Annotated in this window: 23 protein-coding genes, 1 tRNA gene, 1 other RNA gene and 1 other annotated feature; of the genes, 16 read left to right on the top strand and 9 right to left on the bottom strand. The window is 38.0% G+C overall.

What is annotated here, in order from left to right; genetic code table 11:
* Positions 1-8: 8 nt before the first annotated feature.
* Positions 9-233 (top strand): hypothetical protein, encoded by a 225-nt coding sequence (locus SPI61_RS06900; RefSeq protein ID WP_321137390.1) that lies wholly within the window; start codon positions 9-11, stop codon positions 231-233.
* Positions 234-883: 650 nt separating this feature from the next.
* Here the strand turns inward: SPI61_RS06900 and SPI61_RS06895 are convergent.
* From SPI61_RS06895 to SPI61_RS06885, 3 genes are read right to left on the bottom strand one after another with little or no spacing between them, the layout of a single operon-like run.
* A complete protein-coding gene (locus tag SPI61_RS06895) occupies positions 884-1,120 on the bottom strand; it encodes a glutathione S-transferase N-terminal domain-containing protein (RefSeq protein ID WP_321137389.1) in 237 nt (78 codons plus the stop codon).
* 10 nt (positions 1,121-1,130) lie between these two features.
* On the bottom strand, positions 1,131-1,922 hold the full coding sequence (locus SPI61_RS06890; RefSeq protein WP_321137388.1) for a TPM domain-containing protein: 792 nt from the start codon (positions 1,920-1,922) through the stop codon (positions 1,131-1,133).
* 35 nt (positions 1,923-1,957) lie between these two features.
* Positions 1,958-2,515: a LemA family protein gene (locus SPI61_RS06885; protein ID WP_321137387.1), complete on the bottom strand. Its 558-nt coding sequence runs from the start codon at positions 2,513-2,515 to the stop codon at positions 1,958-1,960.
* 104 nt (positions 2,516-2,619) lie between these two features.
* On the opposite strand from SPI61_RS06885, the gene ssrS reads away from it, so the two are divergent.
* The 13 genes from ssrS to SPI61_RS06820 all read left to right on the top strand — a co-directional run bounded on the left by ssrS (position 2,620) and on the right by SPI61_RS06820 (position 14,866).
* Positions 2,620-2,799, top strand: a non-coding RNA gene (gene ssrS / locus SPI61_RS06880) — 6S RNA.
* Positions 2,800-2,942: 143 nt separating this feature from the next.
* A tRNA-Pro gene (locus SPI61_RS06875) sits at positions 2,943-3,019 on the top strand.
* A 33-nt stretch (positions 3,020-3,052) separates the two neighbouring features.
* Complete coding sequence (locus SPI61_RS06870; RefSeq protein ID WP_321137386.1) at positions 3,053-3,871, top strand: GDSL-type esterase/lipase family protein; 819 nt, start codon at positions 3,053-3,055, stop codon at positions 3,869-3,871.
* 8 nt (positions 3,872-3,879) lie between these two features.
* Positions 3,880-4,362: a DUF4358 domain-containing protein gene (locus SPI61_RS06865; protein ID WP_321137385.1), complete on the top strand. Its 483-nt coding sequence runs from the start codon at positions 3,880-3,882 to the stop codon at positions 4,360-4,362.
* 55 nt (positions 4,363-4,417) lie between these two features.
* A complete protein-coding gene (locus SPI61_RS06860; protein WP_321137384.1) occupies positions 4,418-5,779 on the top strand; it encodes an MBOAT family O-acyltransferase in 1,362 nt (453 codons plus the stop codon).
* Positions 5,780-5,787: 8 nt separating this feature from the next.
* On the top strand, positions 5,788-6,774 hold the full coding sequence (locus SPI61_RS06855; RefSeq protein WP_321137383.1) for a hypothetical protein: 987 nt from the start codon (positions 5,788-5,790) through the stop codon (positions 6,772-6,774).
* A gap of 69 nt (positions 6,775-6,843) precedes the next feature.
* Positions 6,844-6,978: a sequence feature (ribosomal protein L10 leader region), on the top strand.
* Positions 6,979-6,991: 13 nt separating this feature from the next.
* Positions 6,992-7,519: a 50S ribosomal protein L10 gene (gene rplJ / locus SPI61_RS06850; RefSeq protein ID WP_321137382.1), complete on the top strand. Its 528-nt coding sequence runs from the start codon at positions 6,992-6,994 to the stop codon at positions 7,517-7,519.
* A 26-nt stretch (positions 7,520-7,545) separates the two neighbouring features.
* Complete coding sequence (rplL, locus tag SPI61_RS06845) at positions 7,546-7,929, top strand: 50S ribosomal protein L7/L12 (RefSeq protein ID WP_321137381.1); 384 nt, start codon at positions 7,546-7,548, stop codon at positions 7,927-7,929.
* A gap of 1,500 nt (positions 7,930-9,429) precedes the next feature.
* Positions 9,430-10,992 (top strand): ABC transporter substrate-binding protein, encoded by a 1,563-nt coding sequence (locus tag SPI61_RS06840; protein WP_321137380.1) that lies wholly within the window; start codon positions 9,430-9,432, stop codon positions 10,990-10,992.
* 67 nt (positions 10,993-11,059) lie between these two features.
* Positions 11,060-11,989 carry an ABC transporter permease gene (locus SPI61_RS06835; protein ID WP_249238902.1) on the top strand — a complete coding sequence of 310 codons (930 nt, stop codon included), beginning with the start codon at positions 11,060-11,062 and terminating at the stop codon, positions 11,987-11,989.
* Between the two features lie 9 nt (positions 11,990-11,998).
* Entirely contained in the window at positions 11,999-12,886 is an 888-nt protein-coding gene (locus SPI61_RS06830) for an ABC transporter permease (protein WP_321137379.1), read from the top strand.
* A gap of 9 nt (positions 12,887-12,895) precedes the next feature.
* Positions 12,896-13,897, top strand: coding sequence for an ABC transporter ATP-binding protein (locus SPI61_RS06825; protein WP_321137378.1), 1,002 nt, complete (start codon positions 12,896-12,898; stop codon positions 13,895-13,897).
* A 12-nt stretch (positions 13,898-13,909) separates the two neighbouring features.
* On the top strand, positions 13,910-14,866 hold the full coding sequence (locus SPI61_RS06820) for an ABC transporter ATP-binding protein (protein ID WP_321137377.1): 957 nt from the start codon (positions 13,910-13,912) through the stop codon (positions 14,864-14,866).
* Positions 14,867-14,895: 29 nt separating this feature from the next.
* On the opposite strand, the gene SPI61_RS06815 is transcribed toward SPI61_RS06820, so the two are convergent.
* The 4 genes from SPI61_RS06815 to SPI61_RS06800 all read right to left on the bottom strand — a co-directional run bounded on the left by SPI61_RS06815 (position 14,896) and on the right by SPI61_RS06800 (position 18,468).
* On the bottom strand, positions 14,896-15,423 hold the full coding sequence (locus SPI61_RS06815; RefSeq protein ID WP_321137376.1) for a hypothetical protein: 528 nt from the start codon (positions 15,421-15,423) through the stop codon (positions 14,896-14,898).
* 65 nt (positions 15,424-15,488) lie between these two features.
* The gene (locus SPI61_RS06810) at positions 15,489-16,244 is read right to left on the bottom strand and encodes an ABC transporter ATP-binding protein (RefSeq protein ID WP_321137375.1); all 756 of its coding nucleotides are present in this window, start codon (positions 16,242-16,244) and stop codon (positions 15,489-15,491) included.
* Positions 16,241-17,266, bottom strand: a complete 1,026-nt coding sequence (locus tag SPI61_RS06805) for an iron ABC transporter permease (protein ID WP_321137374.1) — start codon at positions 17,264-17,266, stop codon at positions 16,241-16,243. Before SPI61_RS06805 ends, SPI61_RS06810 begins: the two co-directional genes overlap by 4 nt.
* Positions 17,266-18,468: a helical backbone metal receptor gene (locus SPI61_RS06800; protein ID WP_321137373.1), complete on the bottom strand. Its 1,203-nt coding sequence runs from the start codon at positions 18,466-18,468 to the stop codon at positions 17,266-17,268. Before SPI61_RS06800 ends, SPI61_RS06805 begins: the two co-directional genes overlap by 1 nt.
* Positions 18,469-18,751: 283 nt before the next feature.
* Here SPI61_RS06800 and SPI61_RS06795 point away from each other — a divergent pair, with 283 nt between their 5' ends.
* A complete protein-coding gene (locus SPI61_RS06795; RefSeq protein ID WP_321137372.1) occupies positions 18,752-19,339 on the top strand; it encodes a hypothetical protein in 588 nt (195 codons plus the stop codon).
* A gap of 266 nt (positions 19,340-19,605) precedes the next feature.
* A complete protein-coding gene (locus SPI61_RS06790) occupies positions 19,606-20,442 on the top strand; it encodes a carboxymuconolactone decarboxylase family protein (protein WP_321137371.1) in 837 nt (278 codons plus the stop codon).
* Between the two features lie 417 nt (positions 20,443-20,859).
* On the opposite strand, the gene SPI61_RS06785 is transcribed toward SPI61_RS06790, so the two are convergent.
* Both SPI61_RS06785 and SPI61_RS06780 read right to left on the bottom strand, forming a co-directional pair.
* A complete protein-coding gene (locus tag SPI61_RS06785) occupies positions 20,860-23,901 on the bottom strand; it encodes a type I restriction endonuclease subunit R, EcoR124 family (protein WP_321137370.1) in 3,042 nt (1,013 codons plus the stop codon).
* 9 nt (positions 23,902-23,910) lie between these two features.
* On the bottom strand, positions 23,911-24,585 hold a 675-nt coding region (locus SPI61_RS06780; protein ID WP_321137369.1), incomplete at its 5' end, for a restriction endonuclease subunit S.

The raw sequence follows: 24,585 nt of genomic DNA, 5'->3' as shown, positions 1-24,585 counted from the left end.
AGGTAACTATGAATATTTTAGAAAAATTGGGAATTGGAAACGACACAGGAGAAATCGCTAACAAAGTGAGCGAACTCATTGGCAACGAAAACTTTGGCACGGTCAAATCTTTAGCCGACAACTTGGATGCAACCACACTCACATCAATTTTAAACAAACTCGAACCGACAATCTCGAAAGCACTCTATGTACTTTTGCCTGATGATATGGCAAAAAGCATAATCGACAAATGAACCAAGTGTAAAGAGCGAAATCGATAAAATCGACAAGACCTATGTTGATGATATCAAGAAAAAAGCTGAAAGTTCAGATATCGTGGGGGATGTTGTAGATAAGATTGGTGGACTTTTTAAATAGAGGGATTATTTTCGGTCTTACAGTCGACGTCTACGACTCATTTCTCCTGTTCGTCGAAATGTCGTCGGACGTCTTTGCGGAAGACCTACCATCGTGTTTTTGATTTTTCAAATCAAAAAGCACGGGTTAGGGCTATCATTTTGCGATAAACGATTGATTACGTGTTTTCGACGTTGCAATACGCCTCGCGAAAAAACACTTTAAATGATCGTTTCTCATCGATAATCTCTTGAAAATTGAGATATTTATGAAAGAGCCGGGTGCGTGACATGCGCCGGTTCTTTTTTTTATTGACATATAAATGCATATTCGTTTCGGGCGTTTTCTGTGACTTAACGGCGCACGTACCGTCGACGTCAGTACTCTTTTATCCTATTCATAGAAATGTTTTCGGAGATATCTTCCGTAGAGATTTTTTATAAAAATCGTTAATAATTATTCTTGAAAAATAAAAGGCCGTTTTTTACAAAGGCTCTACAATAGTCGGCAAAGAAAAAACCGGAGATTCTCTCTCCGGTTTTTATGTCTACATATTTTCTTTTAAATATTCAATGATGTCGTCCGATTCATACATAGGTTTGTCGCCGATCATAAGCATTGGAACTTGTTTTTTGCCGCCCTTTTCGATGAGCTCTTTTTCGTTTTCTTCATTTCCAATGATGTCTTTCACTTCAATTCCTTCGATGGAATTTTTTTCGATGAATCTTAAAACCTTTTTACAAAATGGACATGTGTTCATTATATATAGTGTTAAATTTTGCATATTGCCTCCTTTACCAACTTCCGCTTGAGCCGCCGCCGCCGGATCTTCCGCCACCGCCGGAGAAGCCGCCTCCACCGGAGAAACCTCCGCCGAATCCACCGCTTCTTCCGCTTCCACCTGACATATTACTTAGCCAGAACAGTGTGTTTAATCCGCCGCGACCGCCGCCTCTTATGAGCATCATAAATAATATAAAGATTATTAGACCCATGAGCGGACTTATTCTTCCTTCTCTTTCGTCACCGTAGTTTCCGAAAGCGTCGATTCCTTCGATTTCAACTCCGAGATAGTCTGCAATAAGCCCAAGAGTGATTTCGTAGCCGTCCATTATGCCGGCTTCCATATTTTCCTCTTTGAATCTCGGAATCATAACATTTCGAATTATCTGGTCAGCTCTTTGCGCCGGTATGACTTTCATCAAGCCGTATCCGACTTCAATTCTGACTTGACCTTTTTCGGTCGCCGTTTTCGGTTTTACAACAATCAAAAGACCTTGGTCATTTTTGTCGCCGATTTCCCATTTTTCAAATAGACGAGTCGAATAATTTTCAATAGTCATTTCGTTTAAATCATTCACAACTGCAACGACTATTTGAACGCCCGTCTTTTCATATAGTTCATTTGAATGGTCAATAATAAACTTTTTGCTGCTCTCTCTCAATGTGTTTGTTTCGTCGTATGCGTAAAAGTAGTAGTCCGCATCCGGAAGAGTGCTGTAGTCAAAGTCGCTGATTCTGTCAGCACTAACCGTAAAACTGAATAAAAGTAAAAGCGAAGTCAATATAGTTATTATTTTTTTCATTCTAAATGACTCCTTTCTCGAGTTATGCTGATTTTTTATTTGTTGAAATCAACTTTAGGTGTTTCCTTGTCAGCTTCGCTGATTTGGAAGTATTCCTTAGGTGAGAATCCGAACATTCCTGCGATGAATTTTTTCGGGAATCTCTTTACATCTTGGTTGTAAACTTTAACCTTGTCATTGTAGCGCATTCTTTCTGTTGAAAGTTCGTTTTCAATGCTTGAGAGTTCGGCTTGAAGAGCCATAAAGTTTTCGTTTGCTTTTAGTTCCGGATAGTTTTCGACAACTACGTTGATGTCGCCGATTGCCTTTGTGAGTTCTGCGTTTGCTTCAGCAGCTTCTTCAGGCGTCTTTGCGTCCAAAACTTTGCTTCTTGCTTCTGTAACTTTTACGAAGATGTCTTCTTCGTGTTTTGCATATCCTTTTACCGTTTCAACGAGATTCGGAATAAGGTCTGCACGTTTTTTGAGTACGTTTTCGACTTGTGCCCATGCACTGTCTACTTCTTCGTTTTGTTGTACAAGTCCGTTGTACATTCCACCGAAAATGATGGCGAGCACAACGACTACGATAATAATAGGTAAGAATCTTTTCATAATCATTTTCCTTTCTATAATTCTATATTCTACTTATACCCAAAAATTTGTTTTTTAATAAACGATTATTTCTTGATTAATGAAATTTAGTGTGTTATAATAAAAGTAACCTGATCGGTGCGTAACGTATTTTAATTCAACCGACAAATTTTATACGGGAAATAACCGTTTTTCCTTGCCGAGACAATGCCTCCTTTGAGTGGACTGTCGGAGCGGGAAATAGTTTACCCACCTGAACATGGCGGGTGTGAATTATGATACACGGACGGCCGATCGGGGCCCAAACGGGTTTAATTTAAATAATTTTAAAATATTATAAAAAAAGTGTTGACAAGGTTATTTTTATATGTTAGAATATCATTGTTCGGTAATCGAGCAGGATAAATTTAATATTTGTGAGTGAGATTCTCACTAATCTTTATTACGTCGGGGTGTAGCGCAGTTTGGTAGCGCACGTGCTTTGGGAGCATGGGGCCGGGAGTTCAAATCTTCTCACCCCGACCATTTTCTTATATTGCATAGGAAGGAGGTTTATCAGTGAAAAAGAAAATATCACTTGTCTCTTTACTATGTATATTTTTATTTGTGGGTGTTTTTCTCTATATCGATAACGCAAACTTCAACAAAAGAGCTCTTGCGAGAGCTGAAGAATTGGACGGTGTTGTCTCGGGGGATGACTATTTGGAGGGACTTCTTATTGCAAAGGGGCAATCTTCATTAAAAGAACAAAAACAAGCTCTTTTAAATAAGAAAAAGAACGACCTTGTAAAGGCAAATGAAAAAGACAAAAAGCCGAAATACGACGTGAATCCGAACGATGGAACAAACTTTAAAGAAGTTTTCAAAAACACAGTCTTTATCGGCGATTCGATTTCAAACGCTCTTTCGTACTATAAACACCTGGAAACAAAAAACGTAGTAGCAAAATTGGGACAAAATATAAGAACTACTAAAAAACAAATAAAAAATATCAAGGCGAAAAATCCGACGCATATTTATATTATGCTTGGAATGAACGACTCTATGTATGTAAAGGATGCGGCGACTTTCAAGAAAAGTTATAAGGAGCTCGTTACGGAGCTTCAAAAGAGTTTGCCGAATGCGAAAATTTATTTCCAAAGTATTTTGCCCGTCGATGTAAAAAACAAAAAAGCTATGGCTCGTGTTTCCAACGACAAGATCAAATCTTTCAACGATGCTCTTGTGGAACTTGCGGGAGAAATGAATGTTGAGTTTATCGACCTTAGACCGTTTATAAATTCGCATCCGGAATTTTATGAGCCGGACGGAATTCATTTAAATAAAAAATTCCACAGATATTGGTTGAAATTTATACAGGTAAATTATTTTAATTAGGGGGAAATATGAGAAAGGCAATTCTCTTTTTGAGCGCATTTTTGCTTCTCTTCGCTTGCGGTTGCACAAAAAACGACAATGCGAGTGACGACAAGGGTTCGAATGACCCGGGCATAGAAAAGCTATACGAAGCGGCAAAACAAAATATGGACACGGAAATCATGACCGATGAAAGTGATCCTGAAATGATAAATACATTTTTTGAAATCACAAAAGACAACTACGAAGAATTTAAATTTGCTATGCCGAACACAAATATTCAAGTGTCGCAAATTGTAATTGTTAAGGCAAAGGACGGCAATTTGGATGCAGTCAAAAAAGGCATAAAGTCATATCTTGACAACAACCTTGAAATTTTCAGCTCCTATTTACCGGATCAATATGAACTTCTCAAAAAAGCGGAGTTCTTTGAAAAAGACAACTACTCGATTCTTCTTGTAGGCGAAGGTGCCGACAAAGCAAAAGACGCTATTTTAAACGAATTTAAATAAACTTCAGGGTGTATCGTTTTCGAGCACCCTTATTTTTTTATCACGAGGAGACAAAATGGTTTTTTCATCCATACTTTTTTTATTCTACTTCTTTCCTATAGTATTTATAGTAAATAAACTTTTGCCGAAGAAATATAAAAATCTGTGGCTGTTTTTTGCGAGCTTGTTTTTTTACGCATGGGGCGAGCCGATTTACATATTGATAATGCTCTTTTCAACATTCTTCGACTACACAAACGGTCGACTCATGGTTGGAGCGAGCGACAAAAAGAAAAAACTGATTTTAATAAACTCGATTGTAGTAAATCTTGGAATATTATTCTTCTTTAAATACTCCGATTTCTTTATAAAAGTCGTAAACGAATTCGGATTTAACATAAAGCCGTTAAATCTCGCTCTTCCTCTCGGTATCTCGTTCTACACATTTCAAACGCTCTCATACACAATCGACTGCTACAGAGGTCGTGTAAACATCGCGGACAATATTGTGGATTTCGGACTTTTCGTCACGAGCTTTCCACAGCTGATTGCGGGCCCTATTGTAAAATATATAGACGTTGAAAATGAATTGAAAGAGCGCGACGACAGTCTTAACTCGTACAATGTGGGAATGAGAATATTTATCGAAGGGCTATTTTTAAAAGTGCTTCTTGCAAACAAATTCGGAGAAATTTTTAACAGCTTTACATTTGCCGACGCAAGCTCAAAGACGCTCATATTTTTAAAACTCGTCGCGTACAGCCTTCAAATCTACTTCGACTTTGCGGGCTACTCGAAAATGGCAATCGGGATGGGAAGAATGCTCGGATTTCACTTTCCGGAAAACTTCAACTATCCGTATATTTCAAAAAGCATAACCGAATTTTGGTCGAGATGGCACATGACACTGAGTTCGTGGTTCAAAGAATATGTCTACATTCCGCTCGGCGGCAATCGAGTAGGAAGAGCAAGACGCATCTTTAACATTTTTGTCGTTTGGTTTTTGACCGGATTTTGGCACGGCGCCGACTACAACTTCATACTTTGGGGAATGTACTTCTTCGTCGTTTTGATTTTGGAAAAATATTTCTTCTTGAAAATTCTCGAGAAAGCGCCGAAATTCGTTTCACGAATCTACACGCTGATAATAATTATGTTCAGCTGGGTGCTCTTCACGTCGACCAACTTGAAAGACATCGGAGCATTTTTCACGTCTCTCGGCTCGAAACCGTTTTTCTCGGGCGAGGTCACAAGCTTTTTGCTGCAATATGGAATCCTATTTGTAATAGGAATACTATTTTCGACACCGAAACCGAAAGAAATGTTTGAAAAACAAAAAGAAGCCGTACAGATTGTCGTGCTTACAATAGTATTTATACTTTCGATTGCAGCACTCGTGGCCGGAAACTACAACCCGTTTTTGTACTTTAGATTTTAGGTGATATAATGAAGAAAAATTATTCTACAATTGTATTAATATTTTTGATGCTCATGGGTACCTTGATTCTTTTTAACAAAAAAGAGGCAAGCGAGTTTGAAATGAGAAAACTCAAAAAATATCCGGAGCTCACAAAAGAAAACATTTTTGACGGCTCATTCGGAAAAGAATTTGAAGAAGCTTTGACGGACCGCGTGCCGGCGAAAGTGGGCTTTACAACTGTGAACTCATACAAGGACTTCTTTTTGGGAGAAAGGGAGAAAAACGGAGTCTATCTTTCTCTTTCAAGGCTCACGCAAAAACCGATAAAAAATGTTTTGATTGAAAAACTTTTGATGGAAAAGGAAAAACATCCGAATCTAAAAGCGTATTTAATTCCGTACAAACTCTATTTCGAGGACAACTTACCGCTTGCGCTGAAAAAAATGGAAATCTCGGAGAATTACCGAAAGAAATTCGATAAAAGAAAAAACAAATCGGAAATCGACTTTACAAACATCTTGACACTTGAGGACTACTATAGAGGCGACCACCACTTGAACTCCGAAGGTGTGAAAAAAGTGCTCCATGCGCTCGGATTTAAAAATGAAAAAGAAACGGAAAGCTTTGGAAGATTTATCGGAGGAGAAGCGAGAAAATCCGGAATAATTATTAAGGATGACTTCTCAATTGTGTACAACGAAAAAACGAAGGACTTGAAATTTAAAAGAGCGATTGACGGAAAAGACGAAGAGGCGCTTGTGGTTGATGAAACTCGCGCGGGCGGAGTCGACAAATATCTCGCATATATGGGTGGAAACTTCGGCGAGGTGACTGTTAAAGGACTCGGAGAAAAATCTCTTCTATTATTAAAGGATTCGTTTGCAAATCCGTTCATCGGATTTTTTGCGGAGCAATATGGAGAAATAAAAATTGTGGACCCGAGATTTTACGACGGAGATATTTTTGAAGAGCTAGATAAATATGATGAAATCGCAATATTCTGCGGAATATAGAAAGTAAAAAATAATTTAAAATATTTTTTAAAAATGCTTGACAAATGAAAAAATGTCTGATATAATAATTAATGTTGAATAAGAAAACCGAAGAAAGCCGGTTGTGAAATAGCGTTTCACGTAAATCCTGCCGAGGTGTATGAAAAAGTTTTTATTTTAGTGATTTTTTTAGACCTCGTTTTCGAGGTCTTTTCTAATATAAATGGGGAGGTGTCTAATGAGAGAGGCAGTTTTAAAACAAAAAGAATCAACCGTTGCGGAAATTAAAGAAAAAATTGAAAAAGCTTCCTCCATGGTTCTAGTTGAATATCGTGGACTTAATGTTGAAGATGTTACCGAACTTCGTAAGAATTTCAGAGAAGCCGGCGTCGACTACAAAGTTTACAAGAACACTCTTATGGCAAGAGCATTCACAGAACTTGGATATGAAGATTTTACAAAGAATTTCCACGGACCAAATGCTATAGCATTTGCATACGACGACATTGCCGCTGCAGCTAGAGTTTCTAACAAATTTGCAAAAGATAATGATAAACTCGTTATCAAATCGGGAATGGTTGACGGAAAAGAAATTGATTTAGACGGAATTAAAGCATTAGCAGAACTTCCAACAAAAGAAGTTCTCCTTTCACAAGTACTTGGTGGCTTGAACGGCCCAATCCAAGGCTTCGCAAATGTACTATCTGGAACAATGCGTTCCTTAGTAATTGCTCTTGACCAAATCAGAGCAGGTAAGACAGAATAAAATTAAAATTATCGGAGGTATTTAAAATGAGTGAAAAAGTAACTAAACTTATTGAAGATGTAAAAGAATTAACAGTATTGGAATTAAGTGAACTTGTAAAAGCACTTGAAGAAGAATTTGGCGTATCAGCAGCAGCTCCGGCAGCAGTTGCAGTAGCAGGTCCTGCAGCAGCAGGCGCAGCAGCAGGTGCTGAAGAAAAAACAGAATTCGACGTAATTCTTAAATCAGCAGGCGGAGAAAAAATCAAAGTTATCAAGGTTGTAAGAGAAGTTACAGGTCTTGGACTTAAAGAAGCTAAGGATCTCGTAGATGGAGCTCCAAAGGCACTTAAAGAAGGCGCTGCAAAAGAAGAAGCAGAAGACATCAAGAAGAAACTTGAAGAAGTTGGCGCTGAAGTAGAAGTAAAATAAGAAATTAAGCACCCTATTGAGGGGGTGCTTTTTTTATTTGTAAAGGGTTTATTTGCGGTTTGCAGTCGACGTCAACGACTCATTTCTCCTATTCGTCGAAATGTCGTCGGACGTCTTTGCGGAAGACCTACCATCGTGTTTTTGATTTTTCAAATCAAAAAGCACGGGTTAGGTCTATCTTTTCGCGATAATGATTTATGCTTGTATAATTTTTTGTACGCCGCCGTAGCGGGATGGTTCAGTGAATCCTCCCGCAAAAAGCCTCACTCCTAAAATATTTCACACGGAATTATTCTTGCTAAAATGGCGACTATCTTGCTTTTCATAAGTTCCCAACCTGCGACGTATTTAACAATACGCCTCGGTTGCTCGCTTCTTCCAAAGAGAGTCTATTCTTGCTAAAATTGCGAAAAACGGTTGTTCGACTTTTTAGTCGCTGCGACATACTTGCCAGTATGCCTCGCTCCTAAAAATTCTCGCACTAACCGTTTTTCATCAATTTTATCTGCGAATTAGGGTGAGATATAATACGTCGTTTATTGCAAAGCGGCGTTATTCATCCATTTTAGCGAAGAATGTGGTGTGACAAAATACCTCGGGAACACTGCGTCTCCAAGGTGTTTTTTTATAGAGGTGTGCGCGCTGTTGTAACGGCGGGTTTTGGGGTGAAAATTGAATGGGGCTTGGGTTTGATATTTTATTTACACAGCGTTATTGGTAGGGTTGTAAATTTTGTGGATGTGATATATGGCGTGAGGACATCGTTGTTCCTTACGTCACAACGTATGCCGTCACGCTACGGATGCGATTGCAAAGCCATACAATTAATGATTTTATCGGCGCAGAAAATATCTATTGGTGATATTTTTTGTGAGATATTTTATAATCACACCTATGGTTGCATGTTGTTATAACAACGAAAATCAAATATGGCGGTACAATGCGATTGAGAATGTATGCAATTAGTGATTTTATCAGCGCAGAAAGTATCTATTGGTAATATTTTTGGAGAGATATTTTATGAACACACCTATGGTTGTATGTTGTTATAACAACGAAAATCAAATTTGGCGATATGAGACTTACATATACATAGACAATTGCAAAGAATAAATGCATCCAAAATCACACGATTTTAAGATTCACTATTATGCCAAAAAAATATCTCCAAATTTCTTCTCGAAAATTTTTTCTTTATTTTTTTCAAAAAAGTTATTACAAAATGATTAAAACGGTTCTTCAAGTGGTATAATATATCTATAGACAGGCATTAGATTAAAGTGGATGTCTATTAAATGGTAGATGGATTTTTTGAGAGGTTCAGTTATGTTTTTTATAACGTTTGAAAAGGTTTATAGTTGCGAGATTAACGAAAGTTCATTACATACTGTTTTTATGCAAAGGGCCGGGTTCTTTTAGAGCGGTCTTTTTTTGTAGATATTTTTCTTGCGATATGCAAGTTTAATATAAAATGGGTTTACCCACATTAAGGAGGTTTATATGAAAAAGTTATTTTCAATTGTGTTGTCATTACTTATGGTTATGACACTACTCGCCGGATGCGGTAATGGCAACAAATCATCAGGTACAAGGAAAGGCGACGCAGATACACTTTATGTAGCTAACGACGCAGATGCTATTTCACTTGACCCAATGGGCACAAATGACAACTCGTCATCAAAGGTATTGGTTCAAATTTATGAAGGATTATTTGAATTAAATGACAAAGCTGAAGAAGTACCACTACTTGCTGAAAGATATGATAAGATTTCTGATACTGAATATGTTTTCCATTTAAGAAAGGGAGTTAAGTTCCACAATGGAGAAGAAATGAAAGCATCAGACGTTGTTTTCTCTTTGAAACGTGCATGCGAAGCACCTAACGTAAAGCACTTATTCAATACTATCGATGAAGATTCTATAAAGGCTGACGACGATTATACTGTAAGATTTAATCTTAAGTTTGCTTATCCTGGAATTATTGCATCTCTTATGCACCCGGGTGGATCAATTCTTTGCCAAAAATTTGTAGAAGCAGCAGGCGACAGCTATGGTACATCTACAGATAAGGTTTGCGGAACAGGTCCGTTTAAACTTGACGAATGGTCTAAAGCTAACGCTATCAAGCTAAGCAGAAATGAAGACTACTATGGTGAAAAGGCTAAGATGGCTAAGGTTGAATACAAGATTATCCCTGAACCTACAAACAGACTCGTTGAACTTCAAACAGGCGGAGCAGACATCGTTTATGAACTTCAACCTATGGACGTTGAAAAGATTGAAAAAGATGAAAATTTAGTTATGCTTAAATCTGATGACTATGGTACAACATATCTTGGATTTAACACTCAAAAGGCACCGTTTGACAATCCAAAGGTTCGTCAAGCTATTGCATACGCAATCGATATTCCTGATTTGATTCCGAAGGTATGGCTCGGTCTTGGAAAGGCAGCTTCAAACTCAATGCCTCCAACACTTGTATACTCAATCGGTGGCGAAACAAAACCTAAGGAAAGAGACGTTGAAAAAGCTAAGGCATTACTTGCTGAAGCTGGTTATCCTAATGGTTTTGACACATCTATCTCTACAAACGAAAGAAAACAACGTGTCGATATGGCTACTATTATTAAGGAACAATTAAAAGATGTTGGTATCAACGTAACTATCAATGTTATGGAATGGTCTGCATTCAACGACGTACTAAAGAATGCTAAACAAGATATGTTTGAAATCGCTTGGATTTCAGATACTCCGGACCCGGATACATTCTTATTCCCTTGCTTCCACTCAAGTGCAAAGGGTGAAGGCGGTAACTACTGTTGGCTAGAAGACCCTCAAATGGACAAATTACTAGATGACGCTAGACAAGAACTTGATCAAACAAAGAGAGCTGAAATCTATAAAAAAGCTCAAGAATACATTCTTGACAATCAAATTTGGATTCCTGAATACTGGTCAGAACTTACAGCTGCAACTTCAAAGAATGTTGAAGGATTCGAAATGAACCACTTCGGTTTCTACAAACTTTCAAAAGTTTCTGTAAAAGCAGCTGAAAATAAATAAGAATTTAAGGTGAGGGGAGAGAATTCTCCCCTTACACCTATATTAAACTTTTAAGATCGGAGGCAATATGCTTAAATATATTTTAAAAAGAATCCTCTATTTAATTCCGGTTATTTTGTTAGTAAGCCTTTTTGTTTTCTGGTTATTATACATAACCCCGGGAGATCCTGCTCGTAATATTCTGGGACCATCGGCTCCGGAAAAGCAAGTAGCGGAACTTAGAGAAGAACTCGGTCTTAATGATCCGTTTTTTGTTCAATATGGAAGATATGTTTCCAATTTGGTATTAAAGGGAGATTTGGGACGCAGTTATAGAACTAGAATGCCGGTAGTTCAAGAAATTGGAAATAGAGCCGGCGCAACAATAAGATTGGCGTTTTTAGCAATCACATTCGCAGTTTTACTCGGAATTCCAATCGGAATTATTTCAGCGGTAAAACAATACAGTATATTTGATAACTTGACCATGATTTTTGCCCTTATCGGTATTTCTATGCCGGTTTTCTGGTTGGGACTACTTTTAATTATGCTATTCAGCGTTCGTCTCGGTTGGCTTCCGGCTTCCGGTTTTGACCGTCCGAATCAATGGGTACTTCCGGCTGTTGCACTTGGTGCACAATCAGTTTCTGTTATTACAAGACAAACCAGAAGCTCCATGCTTGAAGTTATAAGACAAGACTACATCAGAACCGCAAAAGCAAAAGGTCAAGAAGAAAGAGTTATAACAAGAAAACACGCCCTTGCAAATGCACTTATTCCAATTACAACCGTTATCGGAACGCAATTTGGACAACTTATGGGCGGCGCTCTTATGACTGAAGTTATTTTCTCAATACCGGGAATCGGAAGACTTATGGTTGATTCCATTAAGATGAGAGATATTCCTCTTGTTATGGGGTGCGTATTGTTTGTTGCAGTCACATTTGCGCTTGTAAACTTGATTGTAGACATTCTTTATACTTTCATCGACCCGCGTGTAAAGAGTCAATATGTGTAGGTGAGCGATATGAAAGACAATAATTTAAAAAACGAAATCAAACAAAGAAGGTCTAAAAGACAAACCGGCTTGAGCGAAGTTATGAAGAGGATGAAGAGAAATAAGCTCTCGATGGTTGGACTTATTATACTTGTCATTCTCGTGCTCGTCGCAATTTTTGCCGACATTATCGCACCGTATGAATTCAACGAAATGGTTGGACCGACGTATCAAACGCCGAACAGTCAATTTATTTTCGGAACGGACCACCTCGGTCGTGATATTTTCTCACGTGTTGTTTATGGCTCTAGAATCAGTTTGAAAGTCGGATTTATTTCCGTTTCAATCGCACTTATTTTCGGAGTTACACTCGGAGCTATCACGGGATATTACGGCGGCAAGGTCGACACACTCGTCATGAGATTTATCGACGTTCTCCAAGCAATTCCTGATATTCTTCTTGCAATTGCAATTATGAGTGCGCTCGGAAGCGGACTTGGAAACTTGATGATTGCGGTCGGTATTGCGTCTGTCCCTGCATATGCGAGAATTGTAAGAAGTTCCGTTTTGACAATCAAGGACAACGAATTTGTCGAAGCCGCAAAAGCTAACGGATCAAACGATTTAAGAATCATTTTTAAACACATTATTCCAAACTGTATGGCGCCGATTATCGTTCAAGCAACTCTCGGTGTTGCATATGCAATCATTAATGCGGCAGGTCTTTCCTTTATCGGACTCGGACTTGAACCGCCGACACCTGAATGGGGAGCAATGCTTTCGGACGGACGTTCATATATTATGGATTTTCCACATATAACACTTTTCCCGGGACTTGCAATTGTTGTTACGATTTTTGCACTTAATGTTATGGGAGACGGTTTAAGAGACGCTCTTGACCCGAAACTTAAGAGATAGGAGGGCAATATGAAAAAAGGAAATTTGTTGAATGTAAGAGGCCTATCCGTTGAGTTTCACACAGATTCAGGGGTTGTAAAGGCCGTAAACGGAATGGATTTGTCTTTAAATAAAAAGGAAACATTGGGACTTGTCGGAGAAACGGGGGCAGGTAAAACTACAACCGCTCTTGCAATCTTAAACCTCGTTCCGGATCCGCCGGGAATAATAAACGCCGGAGAAATCGAATTTGAAGGCGAAAATATTTTAACGAAAAAAGAAAAAGAAATGAGAAAGATTAGAGGTGGAAAAATCTCTATGATTTTCCAAGACCCGATGACCAGTTTGAACCCGGTTATGACGATTGGAAAACAAATCGAAGAAGTTTTCACGCTCCACACCGATCTCGATAAAAAGGCAATAAAAGAAAAGACACTCGAGATGCTCGACGTCGTCGGAATCAGACGTGAAAGGGTAAACGATTATCCGCACCAACTTTCCGGCGGTATGAAACAAAGAATTGTCATCGCTATGGCGCTTGCATGTAATCCGGAAATAATTATTGCGGACGAACCGACAACTGCGCTCGACGTTACAATTCAAGCACAAGTTATGGAACTTATGAAGGAATTGAAGAGAAAATACGACACTTCGATTATCATGATCACCCACGACTTGGGAGTTATCGCTGAAATTGCGGACAAGGTTTCGGTCGTATATGCAGGAGAGGTTGTTGAAACAGGCTCCACAAAAGACATCTACACCGACAAAAAACACCCGTACACAATCGGACTTTTCTCATCAATTCCGAAACTGACGGGCGATGTTGACAGACTTCAAGTAATTCCGGGAGCCACACCGGACCCGACAAACTTGCCGACGGGATGCAAATTCCATCCGAGATGTACAGAATGTATGGAAATTTGTAAAACGGAAAAACCGCCGGTCTATGAAGTTACACCTGAACACTATGTAAAATGTTTTCTATACAAAGACTCGAAAAAAGTCGATGAAAACGGAGAAGAGAAGTAGAGGAGGAAAGCTATGACAAATAATTTCATTGAAGTAAAACATCTGTGCAAATACTTTCCGACAAAGAAAGGTCTGCTTCACGCGGTTGAGGATTTAAACTTCGAAATCAAAAAAGGGGAAACCCTTGGACTCGTTGGAGAGTCCGGATGCGGTAAATCGACGGCGGGTCGTGCGATAATCAGACTTCACGAACCGACAAGCGGGGAAATTTGGTTTAATGGCGAAAATATAATGAATCGCAAAACCAGAAAAGAAATGAATCAATTGAGACGCGAAATGCAAATCGTATTTCAAGACCCGTATTCATCTTTAAACCCGAGACTTAACACCTTTGATTTGATAGCCGATGCACTCTATGTAAATAAAATATATGAAAACAAAAAAGAGATTGAGAAAGTCGTTCTTGAAATGATGGAAACAGTAGGTCTCGAAAAAAGACTTATAAACTCATATCCGCACGAACTCGACGGCGGCAGAAGACAAAGAATCGGAATCGCAAGAGCACTTGTAATGAGACCTGAATTCATCGTTCTCGACGAACCGGTTTCAGCACTTGACGTATCGATTCAAGCTCAAGTTTTGAACCTGTTACAAGACATTCAAAGGGATAAAGAACTAACATATCTATTTATTTCGCATGACCTCTCGGTTGTACGACATCTTTCGGACAGAGTTGCCGTAATGTACTTGGGAAGAATGGTTGAACTTGCGGACTATGTAAAAATCTTTGAAAATCCGCTTCATCCATACACAAAAGCGCTTCTTTCCGCAATACCTGTTCCGGAATACAACTACAACCAAGAAAGAATAATCTTAAAAGGCGACGTGCCAAGTCCGATTGACCCGCCCGACAGATGTGTATTCTACGGAAGATGTCCGAGAAGAGACGAAAAATTATGTACGGGACCACATCCGGGACTTCGAGAAGTCGAACCCGGACATTTCGTGGCTTGCCACTTGGTCAAATAAAAATAAAACTGACGGAAGAAAAACTTCTGTCAGTTTTTTTGATGTTTATTTTTTGGATTGTATTTTTCGATGATTTCCAAAATCTTTTCGTTTTCCGAAAAAACTTGTTCCTTCATTTCGCTCATCGCATCTGCCAAATCGAGAATTGCAACATTTGAAGCTCTTAAATCATCCTCGTTCAAATTTTCCTTGTCGATATTTTTCTTTTGCGTATATTCTCTCAAATCTGAAAAGAGACATTCGAAAGCATCTTCAGGCGCATACCTCACTTCGTCTCTAAGAGTTGCAAAATTTCCGACCGAAACACTCCTTAGAGCAAACTGCACTTCGCTGTCGATCAATGCGTCCTTTTCATACTTGATCATACTCTTTAGAAAGTCTGCATAATCGTTCATAGTCGTCGCATAAAAACCGCTTTCATTTTTTCCGAGAATTAAAATTCTCTCCATCAGCTCCGACTCGATTGAATAAATTAAATTTAAACTGTAATCGTTCATCTCTCTTATGCATTCTTCAGTATTTTCCACCGATTCAAATCTCTCTAAAAAGTTGCTCATAAAAATCTCCTTTAAATATTATGAGTATATAATAACACAAAAATGAAAAACTCTCAAGCTAAAATCTATACATATGGAATGATAAATGGTCGATTATTCACATAAATAATTTTTGAGTCAATTTTATAAACTGCACTTATATTTTCGGCAGTAATAACTTTTTCGGGGGAGCCCTGTGAAACTATTTCTCCGTCACACATAAGAATTAGTTTTTCCGCATATTGACTTGCAAGATTTAAATCATGTAAAACGATTAAAAAAGCTCGGTCTTCGTCGGATTTAACCAAATTCATAAGATGCAGAGTTTGGTTGATATCAAGAGCACTCACCGGTTCGTCCATAAGCATTAATTCGGGATTTTGGGCAAATGCGCGCGCTGCCATTGTCCTTGCACATTCTCCTCCGCTGATGTTTAAAATGGAATGCTCTTTTAAATGATTTATATTCATTAAATCAATGGATTTATTTACAATGGCTTTGTCGTCATTTGAAAAACCACCGTACCACGAGATAAAAGGATACCTCCCCATTTTAACGGTTTCTTCGACGCTGAAATTAAATGGTGTTTTTCCTGATTGATTCATCATGGCGATGATTTTTGCGCGTTCTTTTATTTTATATTCTTTTATACTCTTACCTTTTAACAAAATCTCGCCTTTGGAAGGAGAGAGATAACCTGAAATCAGCCTCAAAAGTGTCGTTTTCCCACAACCGTTCGGACCGATTATAATAACTTTCTCACCTGCGGTTAATTTCAAATTAATGTTTTTAAGAATTTGTTTTTTTCCGAAACTGAAATATAAATCTTTAACTTCTATCATATTTTTCGACTCCTTTTGTGTTTTATAAGGAGCACCAGAAATAGAGGGCCGCCTATTAAAGACGTTATGATTCCGACGGGTATTTCAAATGTGCCCAAAATCGACCTTGCAATGGTGTCGCAAAATAACATAAACATTCCACCGAAAATCATAGACGCCGGAAGCATAAATCTATGATCAGAACCAAAGATAAGCCTAATAAAGTGAGGAACAATGAGTCCGACAAAACCTATAATGCCGCTTACAGAAACGGCGACAGAAGTTAATAGAGCACAAATGAGAAGCAAATTTCTCTTTAACTTTTTAACATCAAGCCCCATACCGATTGCTTCCTCTTCACCCATAACAAGAACGTTCAAATCCTTTCCGTGGTAAAGAGTGAGTACAAAACCGATTACGGTAGGCACCAAAATCGTCAGAACATGATCCCAACTTTTCGCATTAAAAGAACCCATAGTCCAAGTTATTATCTTCATGGCTTCGTCGTTGTGGATAAACATTATAAGAGAAATAAAACTTGACAAAACCGAGCTGATTACAATTCCCGAAAGCAATACCGAGAAAGTATCTACACCGTTTTTTGTTCGAGATAATAAAAAAACAATGGCGGTTATAAGTATTGCGAAAAGAAAAGCTATAATATTTACAGCCGCATATCCTCCGAACATTGCGGTGGGTAAAAATACAATTGCCAAAGTTGCACCGAAAGCAGCGCCTGATGAAACTCCCATCACATACGGATCTGCCATAGGATTTTGAAAAATTGCCTGATATGTTGCGCCCGCCATCGAAAGAAGTCCGCCGGTTAAAACCGAAAGAATTATTCTTGGCATTCGCACATTAAAAATAATAAAACGGATGGAGTCATCAGCACTGACCCCATCCATTCTCTTCTTTATCCATTCAATTATAGAGTTTACAATAATGGAAAATTCAATTTCAACCGAACCTTTGCTAATTGCAAAAATCATCAGCAAAAGTAAACAGATTGATGAAATGGCTAAAAATGTTTTCCTTTTCATTAAAATTCCAAAGTTTTCAAAACTTCAGGGTGAGCAATTTTTAATAGTACCTTTAAACCATCATCAACAACTCTTCTTGAAGGTCTTGAGAAAATATCGGCGTCAATTTCAAAAACGCGACCGTTTTTAACAGCACTTAAACCCTTGTATGCTTTTTCTGTCTTAACAGCTTCTGTTGCAAAGCTCGGAGTTAAAATATAATACGGATCCTTTTGAATCAACTTTTCAAGAGTATAGCTGAAACCTTCGGCATCTGTCGGAGCGTTTGTGTATCCTGCAACTGTTAAAATTCCGTTCATGAACGAATCTTTGCCGTGAGTATATTCACCGTATTGTCCCGTGCCGACAACAATATAAACTGACGGTTTTGAAAGCTTCTTTGTTTTCATTGCAACAGTTTCAAGTTTTGCATTCATTGTTGAACAAAGAGCGCGGGCTTCGTAATTTTTGTCTAAAATTAAACCGATCTTCTTAATTATCTCGTATGTTTCTTCCATAGTTTTCGGAGTATCCATAGCGATAACTTCGATATTTGCTTTTTTTAGTTCATTTAAAACTTCCTCTTTATAGTGAGTTTGTGCAATTACAGCTGTAGGTTTAAGGCTTACAATCTTTTCAAGGCTCGGCTCTTTAAGAGAACCCACGGATGGAAGACTTAGAGCAGCTTTAGGATAATTGCAATATTCACTTCTTCCAAGAAGCATCTTTTCAGCGCCTAGATCGAAAAATGTTTCTGTGACAGACGGAGCAAGTGAAACAACCTTGTTGTGATGCTTTGTGATCGTGTAATCATTTGCTTTTACAGGAAGCTTGTTTTCAGCAAGCTTTTCAACGGCGATCGACTTTGTATTTTTATTCCAACCGACCTTATAGTTAAGCGTTTCAAATAAAATTCTTAATGGAATTAAAAGCTCATTCTTTTTTTCAATCGTCTTTGTGTCCATTGTAAATGGAGTATTGTTGACAGTGAAAACACTTGAATTTTCTTTGAAAACAAGTGTTGCATTTCCGTCGGAAATTGTGTAAGATGTTCCCTTTTTTTCAGTTTTAAGACCATAATCGGAAAGTTTCGAAAATTCAATATATGATCTTGAGTTTTGATTAATTACATCGCCCTTTTTGAAAGAAAAATCTGCTGCATTAACACAGATTGAAAAAACAAACATAAGCGAAAGTAATAGTGCTAAAAATTTCTTCTTCATAAATAACCTCCTCCGGACTTTAAAAATCCGATTTCATCATTATAATATCATATGAAAATCTAATATTCAACAAATATTTTACATATTTATATAAAATTAAATATTAGTTACAAATCTGTAATTAAAAAATAGAGTTTATGATTTTAAACACTGTAAAAAAATAAAATAATATACATATGTAAATAAATAATCACTAAAATGTAATAAAAATGTAAATATTGATTTTTTTGAAATATGAAAAATATATGATATAATAAAATGGAAAGAATAGAGGTAATTAATTATGGAAAAAATTGATGAAATGAAAAACTCTCTCATGGCAATAAACTCGAAATTTGACGGATTGCGCGACGAACTGTTCAACATAATAATGGACGACCTTGAAAAACTTTTGGAAAAAAATGCGAGCGCCGAATTTAAAAAAGGAGTCGAAGAGGGAATAAATCTTATTGAATATATGTATGAAACGGACGAAGAGGATCGCGGACTTTTCAGATTTATCGGAGAAATTCCGGAAGAAATGAAGATTGTGCCGCTGAATGATGAAAATTTCCTCGAAATGATATTGAAAGAAGTTGTAACTCCAATAATAACTATAAACGGCGACGAAGAAACGAGAAAAAACATCGAGTACTTGAACCGAAGAGAGGAAAAAAACACCGTCGACTTTATTAAGCGCGCGAATGTAGACTCGATTTTCAATTCGATTGACAGACTTCTTGACTACATCTACGAAGAATCGACCGAACTTCAGGAAATGCTGGAAAACGCAAATGACGAATTCCACCTCGGCATAAACTATGTCTACGAATACGTCTACGCTGTCTATAAAGAACTCGAAAAAATAAGGGACAAATACATTTTAAACTAAGCTCTAGATGAGCTTTTTTTATTACATAAATTATATAAAACAAAACGAAATACTTTTCGAAATGTAAATCATTGTTATGGAACTATTGAAAAAACAAATACAACTTGTGACTGCTATTGATTAAAATAATAGCACGCATTTAACCCTTTAAAAATGCACATTTAAAAAAATAAAAACTCTGAAAATGTGAGAAAATCGCCCTTGACTAAAAAAATAGGTAGCGGTATCATATGATATGTAATTTATTAAATATCAAGGAGGTCATTATGACTAAAAGAATTTTATCATTAGCATTGGCAGTAGTTATGGCTGCAACAACTTTCTCATTCAGTGCATTTGCTGCTGACAAGAAAGAAGAAAAGAAAGCTGAAACAAAAAAAGTAAGTTTATTTGAAAAATACAACAAAAACGTTTCAGATGCTTTCTCAAATGCTGCAAAAGCAAACAAAGGCGACTCAGCTTTGACACAAAAACAAAAAGAATTCATCAGCCTTTCAGTCGGAATCGCTGTAAAATGTGAAGCTTGCACAAAGACACACTCAAAATACGCTGTAGAAGCAGGTGCTACAATGGAAGAACTTGCTGAAATGGTTGGCGTTTGTGTAATGATGGGTGGCGGACCTTCAACAGCATTCGGAAGACTTGCTCTAGAAACTGCAAAAGAAGCAGGCGCAAAAGAAGCTGAAAAGAAAATCGAATTAAAACCGATTACAGAATTTAAAGGCGAACTTGGCGACGACATCGTTAGCGTTAATAAACCTGAATTTGCTAAAAAATATTCATTAATCGGCAAAAATGTTATGAGAGACGGATATCTCACAGTTAAAGAAAAAGAACTTATCTCTTTAGCAATCGCTATCGCTGTAAGATGTGACGGATGCATGAAATACCACGGAGCACAATGTGCAAGAGTGGGTGTTACAGAAGCTGAACTCGCTGACCTCGTAGCATGCTGCAAAATCATGGGTGGCGGACCTGCATCACCTGCATCAAGAACAGCTATTCAAGTTTACCAAGACGAAAAAGCTGTAATGGAAAAAGAAGCAAAAGAAGCTAAAACAGAAAAGAAAGCTGAAACAAAAACAGAAAAGAAAACAAAATAAGAATTTGTTTTGAAAGGTGCTTGATTAGGCACCTTTTTTTATTTGGTATGACGGGCATGTTCTAATGCTGGGGTGAAATTCCCTAAGGAGCGTAGTTGTCAACGAATCCCATAGCAACTTGCAAGTTTCACATGGTGACATGTGGGAGAGAAGAACGGGTAGCGAAATCGTGGCTTGACGAACAGGAACATAATATAAGGCGTAACAGGTAGGCGAGCTAGCCTAAGATAGCAAAGTCCCAAAAGGTAACCGTAAACCCAAGGCGTAGATTCTGCAAGTAAACGATGAAAGTATTATAACTTATCCCGCGAGGTCTCATAGACGATACAGTTACTATACTACTAAAATACAAAGCTAATAGCCAATAAAAATCCTCACAATAGGTGGGAAAGGGTTTAGTTAATATTTCTCATACTACTATGTCCTGTAGGGTTCTATATCTTCTTTCATAATGGTAGATATCTTGCCCCTTACATATTTCTTGGCCTTGAGGGGGTTCAGGTCTTGCTCTTTTTTGACCTGGTCTATATCTGAATACTGTAGGAGGTAGTTGCCATTGTCGTTTTCTCTCTTATAAATTTTGGCATAGTAGTCAGCCTTATCGTATGGGACTTTGACTTCACCAGCAAGCTTTGTAATGCCTTCTTGGTACATATCAGAAATCTTATTTTCCATATAGGTCTCCATATCGATCTCCTTGTACTTGTTTGGATTGGTTAGGATATCTTCTGCCACTTCCCTATAGAGGTTGATTTTCTTAGGGTTTGACTTACTAGCCTTCTCTAAACTCTCCCTTAGCTCGATAAATTCCTTAGACTGCTCCCTTTTTTCTCTAGGGAGGTCTATGCCCTTTTTGCTGGCTATATCCATAAGCCTATTAAGATAGGAGGAGTCGATCTCATCCACCCCTACAGTTAGGGTTTCATAGCCTATATCAAGGAGCTGATCTTGATCCGGGTCATCTCCATTATCCAATTCTTCTTTAATCTCTTCTATTATATTGACATACTTGCCATTATATTCTTCTAGGTCCTTGTAGGAGAGGTCATATTTCTTAAAGAATTCTTCCTCATCATACTGACCATAGACCCTGATATTGGCGAGGGCCTTATCTAGTCCTTGAAAGGCCTTGGCAAAAGCCATTTTTTCATCTAGGGTCTTTAAATTGTCCACATCAGAAGGACTACTTACACAGGAAGTAAAGCTTGTTAGGGCCTTCTCAAAAATCTCTAAACTTTCATCAAAGCTAGGGGCCTTGATATAGTCTTCTCCACCGTTAGAATAGAGGGAGAAGGCCTCTTCAACACTTTTTTCATAGAGGTCAGGACTTTGGAAAGTTACGATTTGCCCGTAGGTCTTGTAGGAATTATAGATCCTATTAGTCCTAGAGAAGGCTTGGATTAGGTTTTGAGGTCTCATAGGGGCTCTGTCTATAAACAAGAGAGCAGTAGTAGGAGAATCAAAACCTGTAAGGAGTCTATCAACTACTATAACTAGGTCTACTTGCTCAGACCTTGTTTCATAGAGGACCTTCTTCCTAGCTAGCCTCTCATTTAGGTTAGAGTTATAGGCCTTGATCTCATCAAGGGTAAAACTTGTCCCAAAAGTTTCGTTATAATCTCCAAGGGCCTTCTTCATCTTTTCCTTATTGAGCCCAGTTTCCTCTTGGTTTTGAGCTATGGAATAGGTAATAGCGACCTTTGGGAAATCTGGCATAAGCTTTCTAACCCTATCGGATATTTTTAAATCAAGCCTACCTTCCTTCAAGTCGCAAAATAGCTCATAATACCTCTGGGCCTTCTCTATAGAAGATGTCGTAAGGATTGCAGAGAAGGTCTTGCCAGCTCCCCTATCAAGGCCGAACTTGAGGCGAGACTTGTTGACTATAGTGTCAATTACCTCGATCATATGGGCATCTTTTTCATAATATCCACTGTCAATTAGACCTTCAAGATAGGCCTTGTCAGAATTTTCAAAATCCACATCCTTATTTTTATCCTTTACAATATCATAAAAATCATCCTCAGAAATTGTAGATTTATACTCTACTTGGAAGCCCAAAACAGCCTTATCCTCAATAGCATGCCTTACAGTATATTGATGGAGACATGATCCATATTGCTCCTTGGTAGTACGCGCCAAATCCCCATTAGCTTGCTTTTGATTTTCAGCAAAAATCGGTGTTCCTGTAAAACCGAACCGGCGGGGATTATTGAAAAATTTATTAATCGTAAGCTGCTTCTCACTGGAAACGGCCCTGTGGCATTCATCTACAACAAAAACCAGATTAAGTTTCCTAAGCTTCTTATAAGTTGGACTATCCTTCTTATCCTCATATCTTTTGATAAGATAATTTAGTTTTTGAATGGTAGTAACAATAACTGATTTCCTATCTTCAACTAATTTGCTGACCAAGCCTCTTACATTATCGGTTTCGTCAATATCGACAAAATCTCCCTTGGCATAAGAAGTAAAGGCTCCACTTGTCTGATTATCTAGATCAACCCTGTCTACTATAAAAACCGACTTGTCGATCATAGGGACTTCTAGAAGATTATTGGCAACCTTGTAAGAAGTGAGAGTCTTACCCGAGCCAGTCGTGTGCCGGACATAGCCGCCCCTTCCCTCCTTGAAGGCATCCATCACGGCACGGATAGCGTGAATTTGATAGGGTCTTAGGATAAGCAAAGACTCATTATCGTAGTCCAAAACCGTATACTTGGAAACCATCCTATGAGCCTGAGGAATGGTAAGGACAGCCTTGGCAAAATCAAACAAATCCTCAACAGGTCTGTTGTCCTTATCAACCCGACGCGATAAAAACTTAGCATTAAGCCTATCATGACTTGCCGGTGCAAGATACCTGGTATTGGCACCGTTAGATACTACAAACATTTGGCAGGCGGAATAAATTCCCCTAAACTTTCCTTCTCGTACATATTCTTTAATTTGATTAAAAGCCTCCATGAAGCCTACAGCCCTTGACTTTAACTCGATATGGATTAGGGGGAGACCATTGATAAGAAGGCTCACATCAAACCTGGAATCACTATCCATAGGTCTAAGCCTAGGTGCCTGGTATTGGTTAATAATCTGATAAACGGAAGTGCCTCCTGCTATGTCCCTATTATCAAGGACTAGAAGCATTACTCTCCCCAAGGACTGATCTTCCCTTTGGACACTAACCTTGACTTTACCATTTTCCCCACGAAGGGCCTTGGCAGCCTCAAAAAAGGAAGGGAAGGTTAGCTGATTCTTAACTTGGGCAAATTCCGCATCCGTTAGCCTCTGATCCTTGAGGGCAGCCTTATTATTTTTCTCTATAATAACCCTAAGGTTGGCCCGGAGTTTCTCCTCATTATTAAGCTCAGGATGGTAGGTCCAATGTCCGGATTGAACAAGGCTTTCTATTAAATTATCTTCCAAAACTTTTTCTTGACTTATATCTACAATAGACATACATACTCCTTAAACAAACATCTTCTGTAACAAGGACTTCTTTAAGACCTTCAAGTCCTCCAAATACTTCTCCTCGCCCTCGATTAGCTCGTCAAGCTTCTTAAAAAAATCTCCGATCTTTTTTTGTTCTGGGAGGGATGGGACTAAGGTAGTTACATTAGAAAAATCTGTTTTATTTATTATTTGCATCATTCCAGAAGAAGCGAAGCTTTTTATTTTATGTGATATCTTTATAGAAGATGTTAAAAAAAAGTAAGGATCGTTATTTTTATTTAATTCAATAGAATTAATTTGTTGATTGAATCCTACATCTTCGTAAGTAATTGCATTTTTTCCTATACTAGCTATACAAGTAATTAAAATAGAATTTTTCTTAGCTATTTTAGTTTTTAAAATGCCTTTATTAGATAATTTTCTTTCAGAATCTTTAACAATTAATCCGTTAATATCTGTAGGGGTTACAAATAAAATCCCATCATCAGAATAATTATCTTTATCTGAAGTTTTAGGTGTCTTTCCAGTTTGAATTTTTCCTAATTGACTTAGTTGTACTTCTTCCCACTCCCCATCAAAACCAGGGAATCTTATTTGGGGGATTTTTTCTCCTTCCTTAGGGAACATTTTTTGAAGGAGGGATTTCTTTAACCCTTTATAAGAGTCGACAGCCCTTTCTTGCCCCTCAAT

The organism is Ezakiella sp., from assembly GCF_034180565.1.
GTDB lineage: Bacteria > Bacillota > Clostridia > Tissierellales > Peptoniphilaceae > Ezakiella.
This window is presented reverse-complemented; position numbering and strand designations above follow the sequence as displayed.

Coding starts and splice junctions, on each gene's coding strand:
- SPI61_RS06900 (WP_321137390.1), top strand. CDS start 9: ATGAATATTTTAGAAAAATTGGGAATTGGAAACGACACAGGAGAAATC.
- SPI61_RS06895 (WP_321137389.1), bottom strand. CDS start 1,120: ATGCAAAATTTAACACTATATATAATGAACACATGTCCATTTTGTAAA.
- SPI61_RS06890 (WP_321137388.1), bottom strand. CDS start 1,922: ATGAAAAAAATAATAACTATATTGACTTCGCTTTTACTTTTATTCAGT.
- SPI61_RS06885 (WP_321137387.1), bottom strand. CDS start 2,515: ATGAAAAGATTCTTACCTATTATTATCGTAGTCGTTGTGCTCGCCATC.
- SPI61_RS06865 (WP_321137385.1), top strand. CDS start 3,880: ATGAGAAAGGCAATTCTCTTTTTGAGCGCATTTTTGCTTCTCTTCGCT.
- SPI61_RS06860 (WP_321137384.1), top strand. CDS start 4,418: ATGGTTTTTTCATCCATACTTTTTTTATTCTACTTCTTTCCTATAGTA.
- SPI61_RS06855 (WP_321137383.1), top strand. CDS start 5,788: ATGAAGAAAAATTATTCTACAATTGTATTAATATTTTTGATGCTCATG.
- rplJ (WP_321137382.1), top strand. CDS start 6,992: ATGAGAGAGGCAGTTTTAAAACAAAAAGAATCAACCGTTGCGGAAATT.
- rplL (WP_321137381.1), top strand. CDS start 7,546: ATGAGTGAAAAAGTAACTAAACTTATTGAAGATGTAAAAGAATTAACA.
- SPI61_RS06840 (WP_321137380.1), top strand. CDS start 9,430: ATGAAAAAGTTATTTTCAATTGTGTTGTCATTACTTATGGTTATGACA.
- SPI61_RS06835 (WP_249238902.1), top strand. CDS start 11,060: ATGCTTAAATATATTTTAAAAAGAATCCTCTATTTAATTCCGGTTATT.
- SPI61_RS06830 (WP_321137379.1), top strand. CDS start 11,999: ATGAAAGACAATAATTTAAAAAACGAAATCAAACAAAGAAGGTCTAAA.
- SPI61_RS06825 (WP_321137378.1), top strand. CDS start 12,896: ATGAAAAAAGGAAATTTGTTGAATGTAAGAGGCCTATCCGTTGAGTTT.
- SPI61_RS06820 (WP_321137377.1), top strand. CDS start 13,910: ATGACAAATAATTTCATTGAAGTAAAACATCTGTGCAAATACTTTCCG.
- SPI61_RS06815 (WP_321137376.1), bottom strand. CDS start 15,423: ATGAGCAACTTTTTAGAGAGATTTGAATCGGTGGAAAATACTGAAGAA.
- SPI61_RS06810 (WP_321137375.1), bottom strand. CDS start 16,244: ATGATAGAAGTTAAAGATTTATATTTCAGTTTCGGAAAAAAACAAATT.
- SPI61_RS06805 (WP_321137374.1), bottom strand. CDS start 17,266: ATGAAAAGGAAAACATTTTTAGCCATTTCATCAATCTGTTTACTTTTG.
- SPI61_RS06800 (WP_321137373.1), bottom strand. CDS start 18,468: ATGAAGAAGAAATTTTTAGCACTATTACTTTCGCTTATGTTTGTTTTT.
- SPI61_RS06795 (WP_321137372.1), top strand. CDS start 18,752: ATGGAAAAAATTGATGAAATGAAAAACTCTCTCATGGCAATAAACTCG.
- SPI61_RS06790 (WP_321137371.1), top strand. CDS start 19,606: ATGACTAAAAGAATTTTATCATTAGCATTGGCAGTAGTTATGGCTGCA.
- SPI61_RS06785 (WP_321137370.1), bottom strand. CDS start 23,901: ATGTCTATTGTAGATATAAGTCAAGAAAAAGTTTTGGAAGATAATTTA.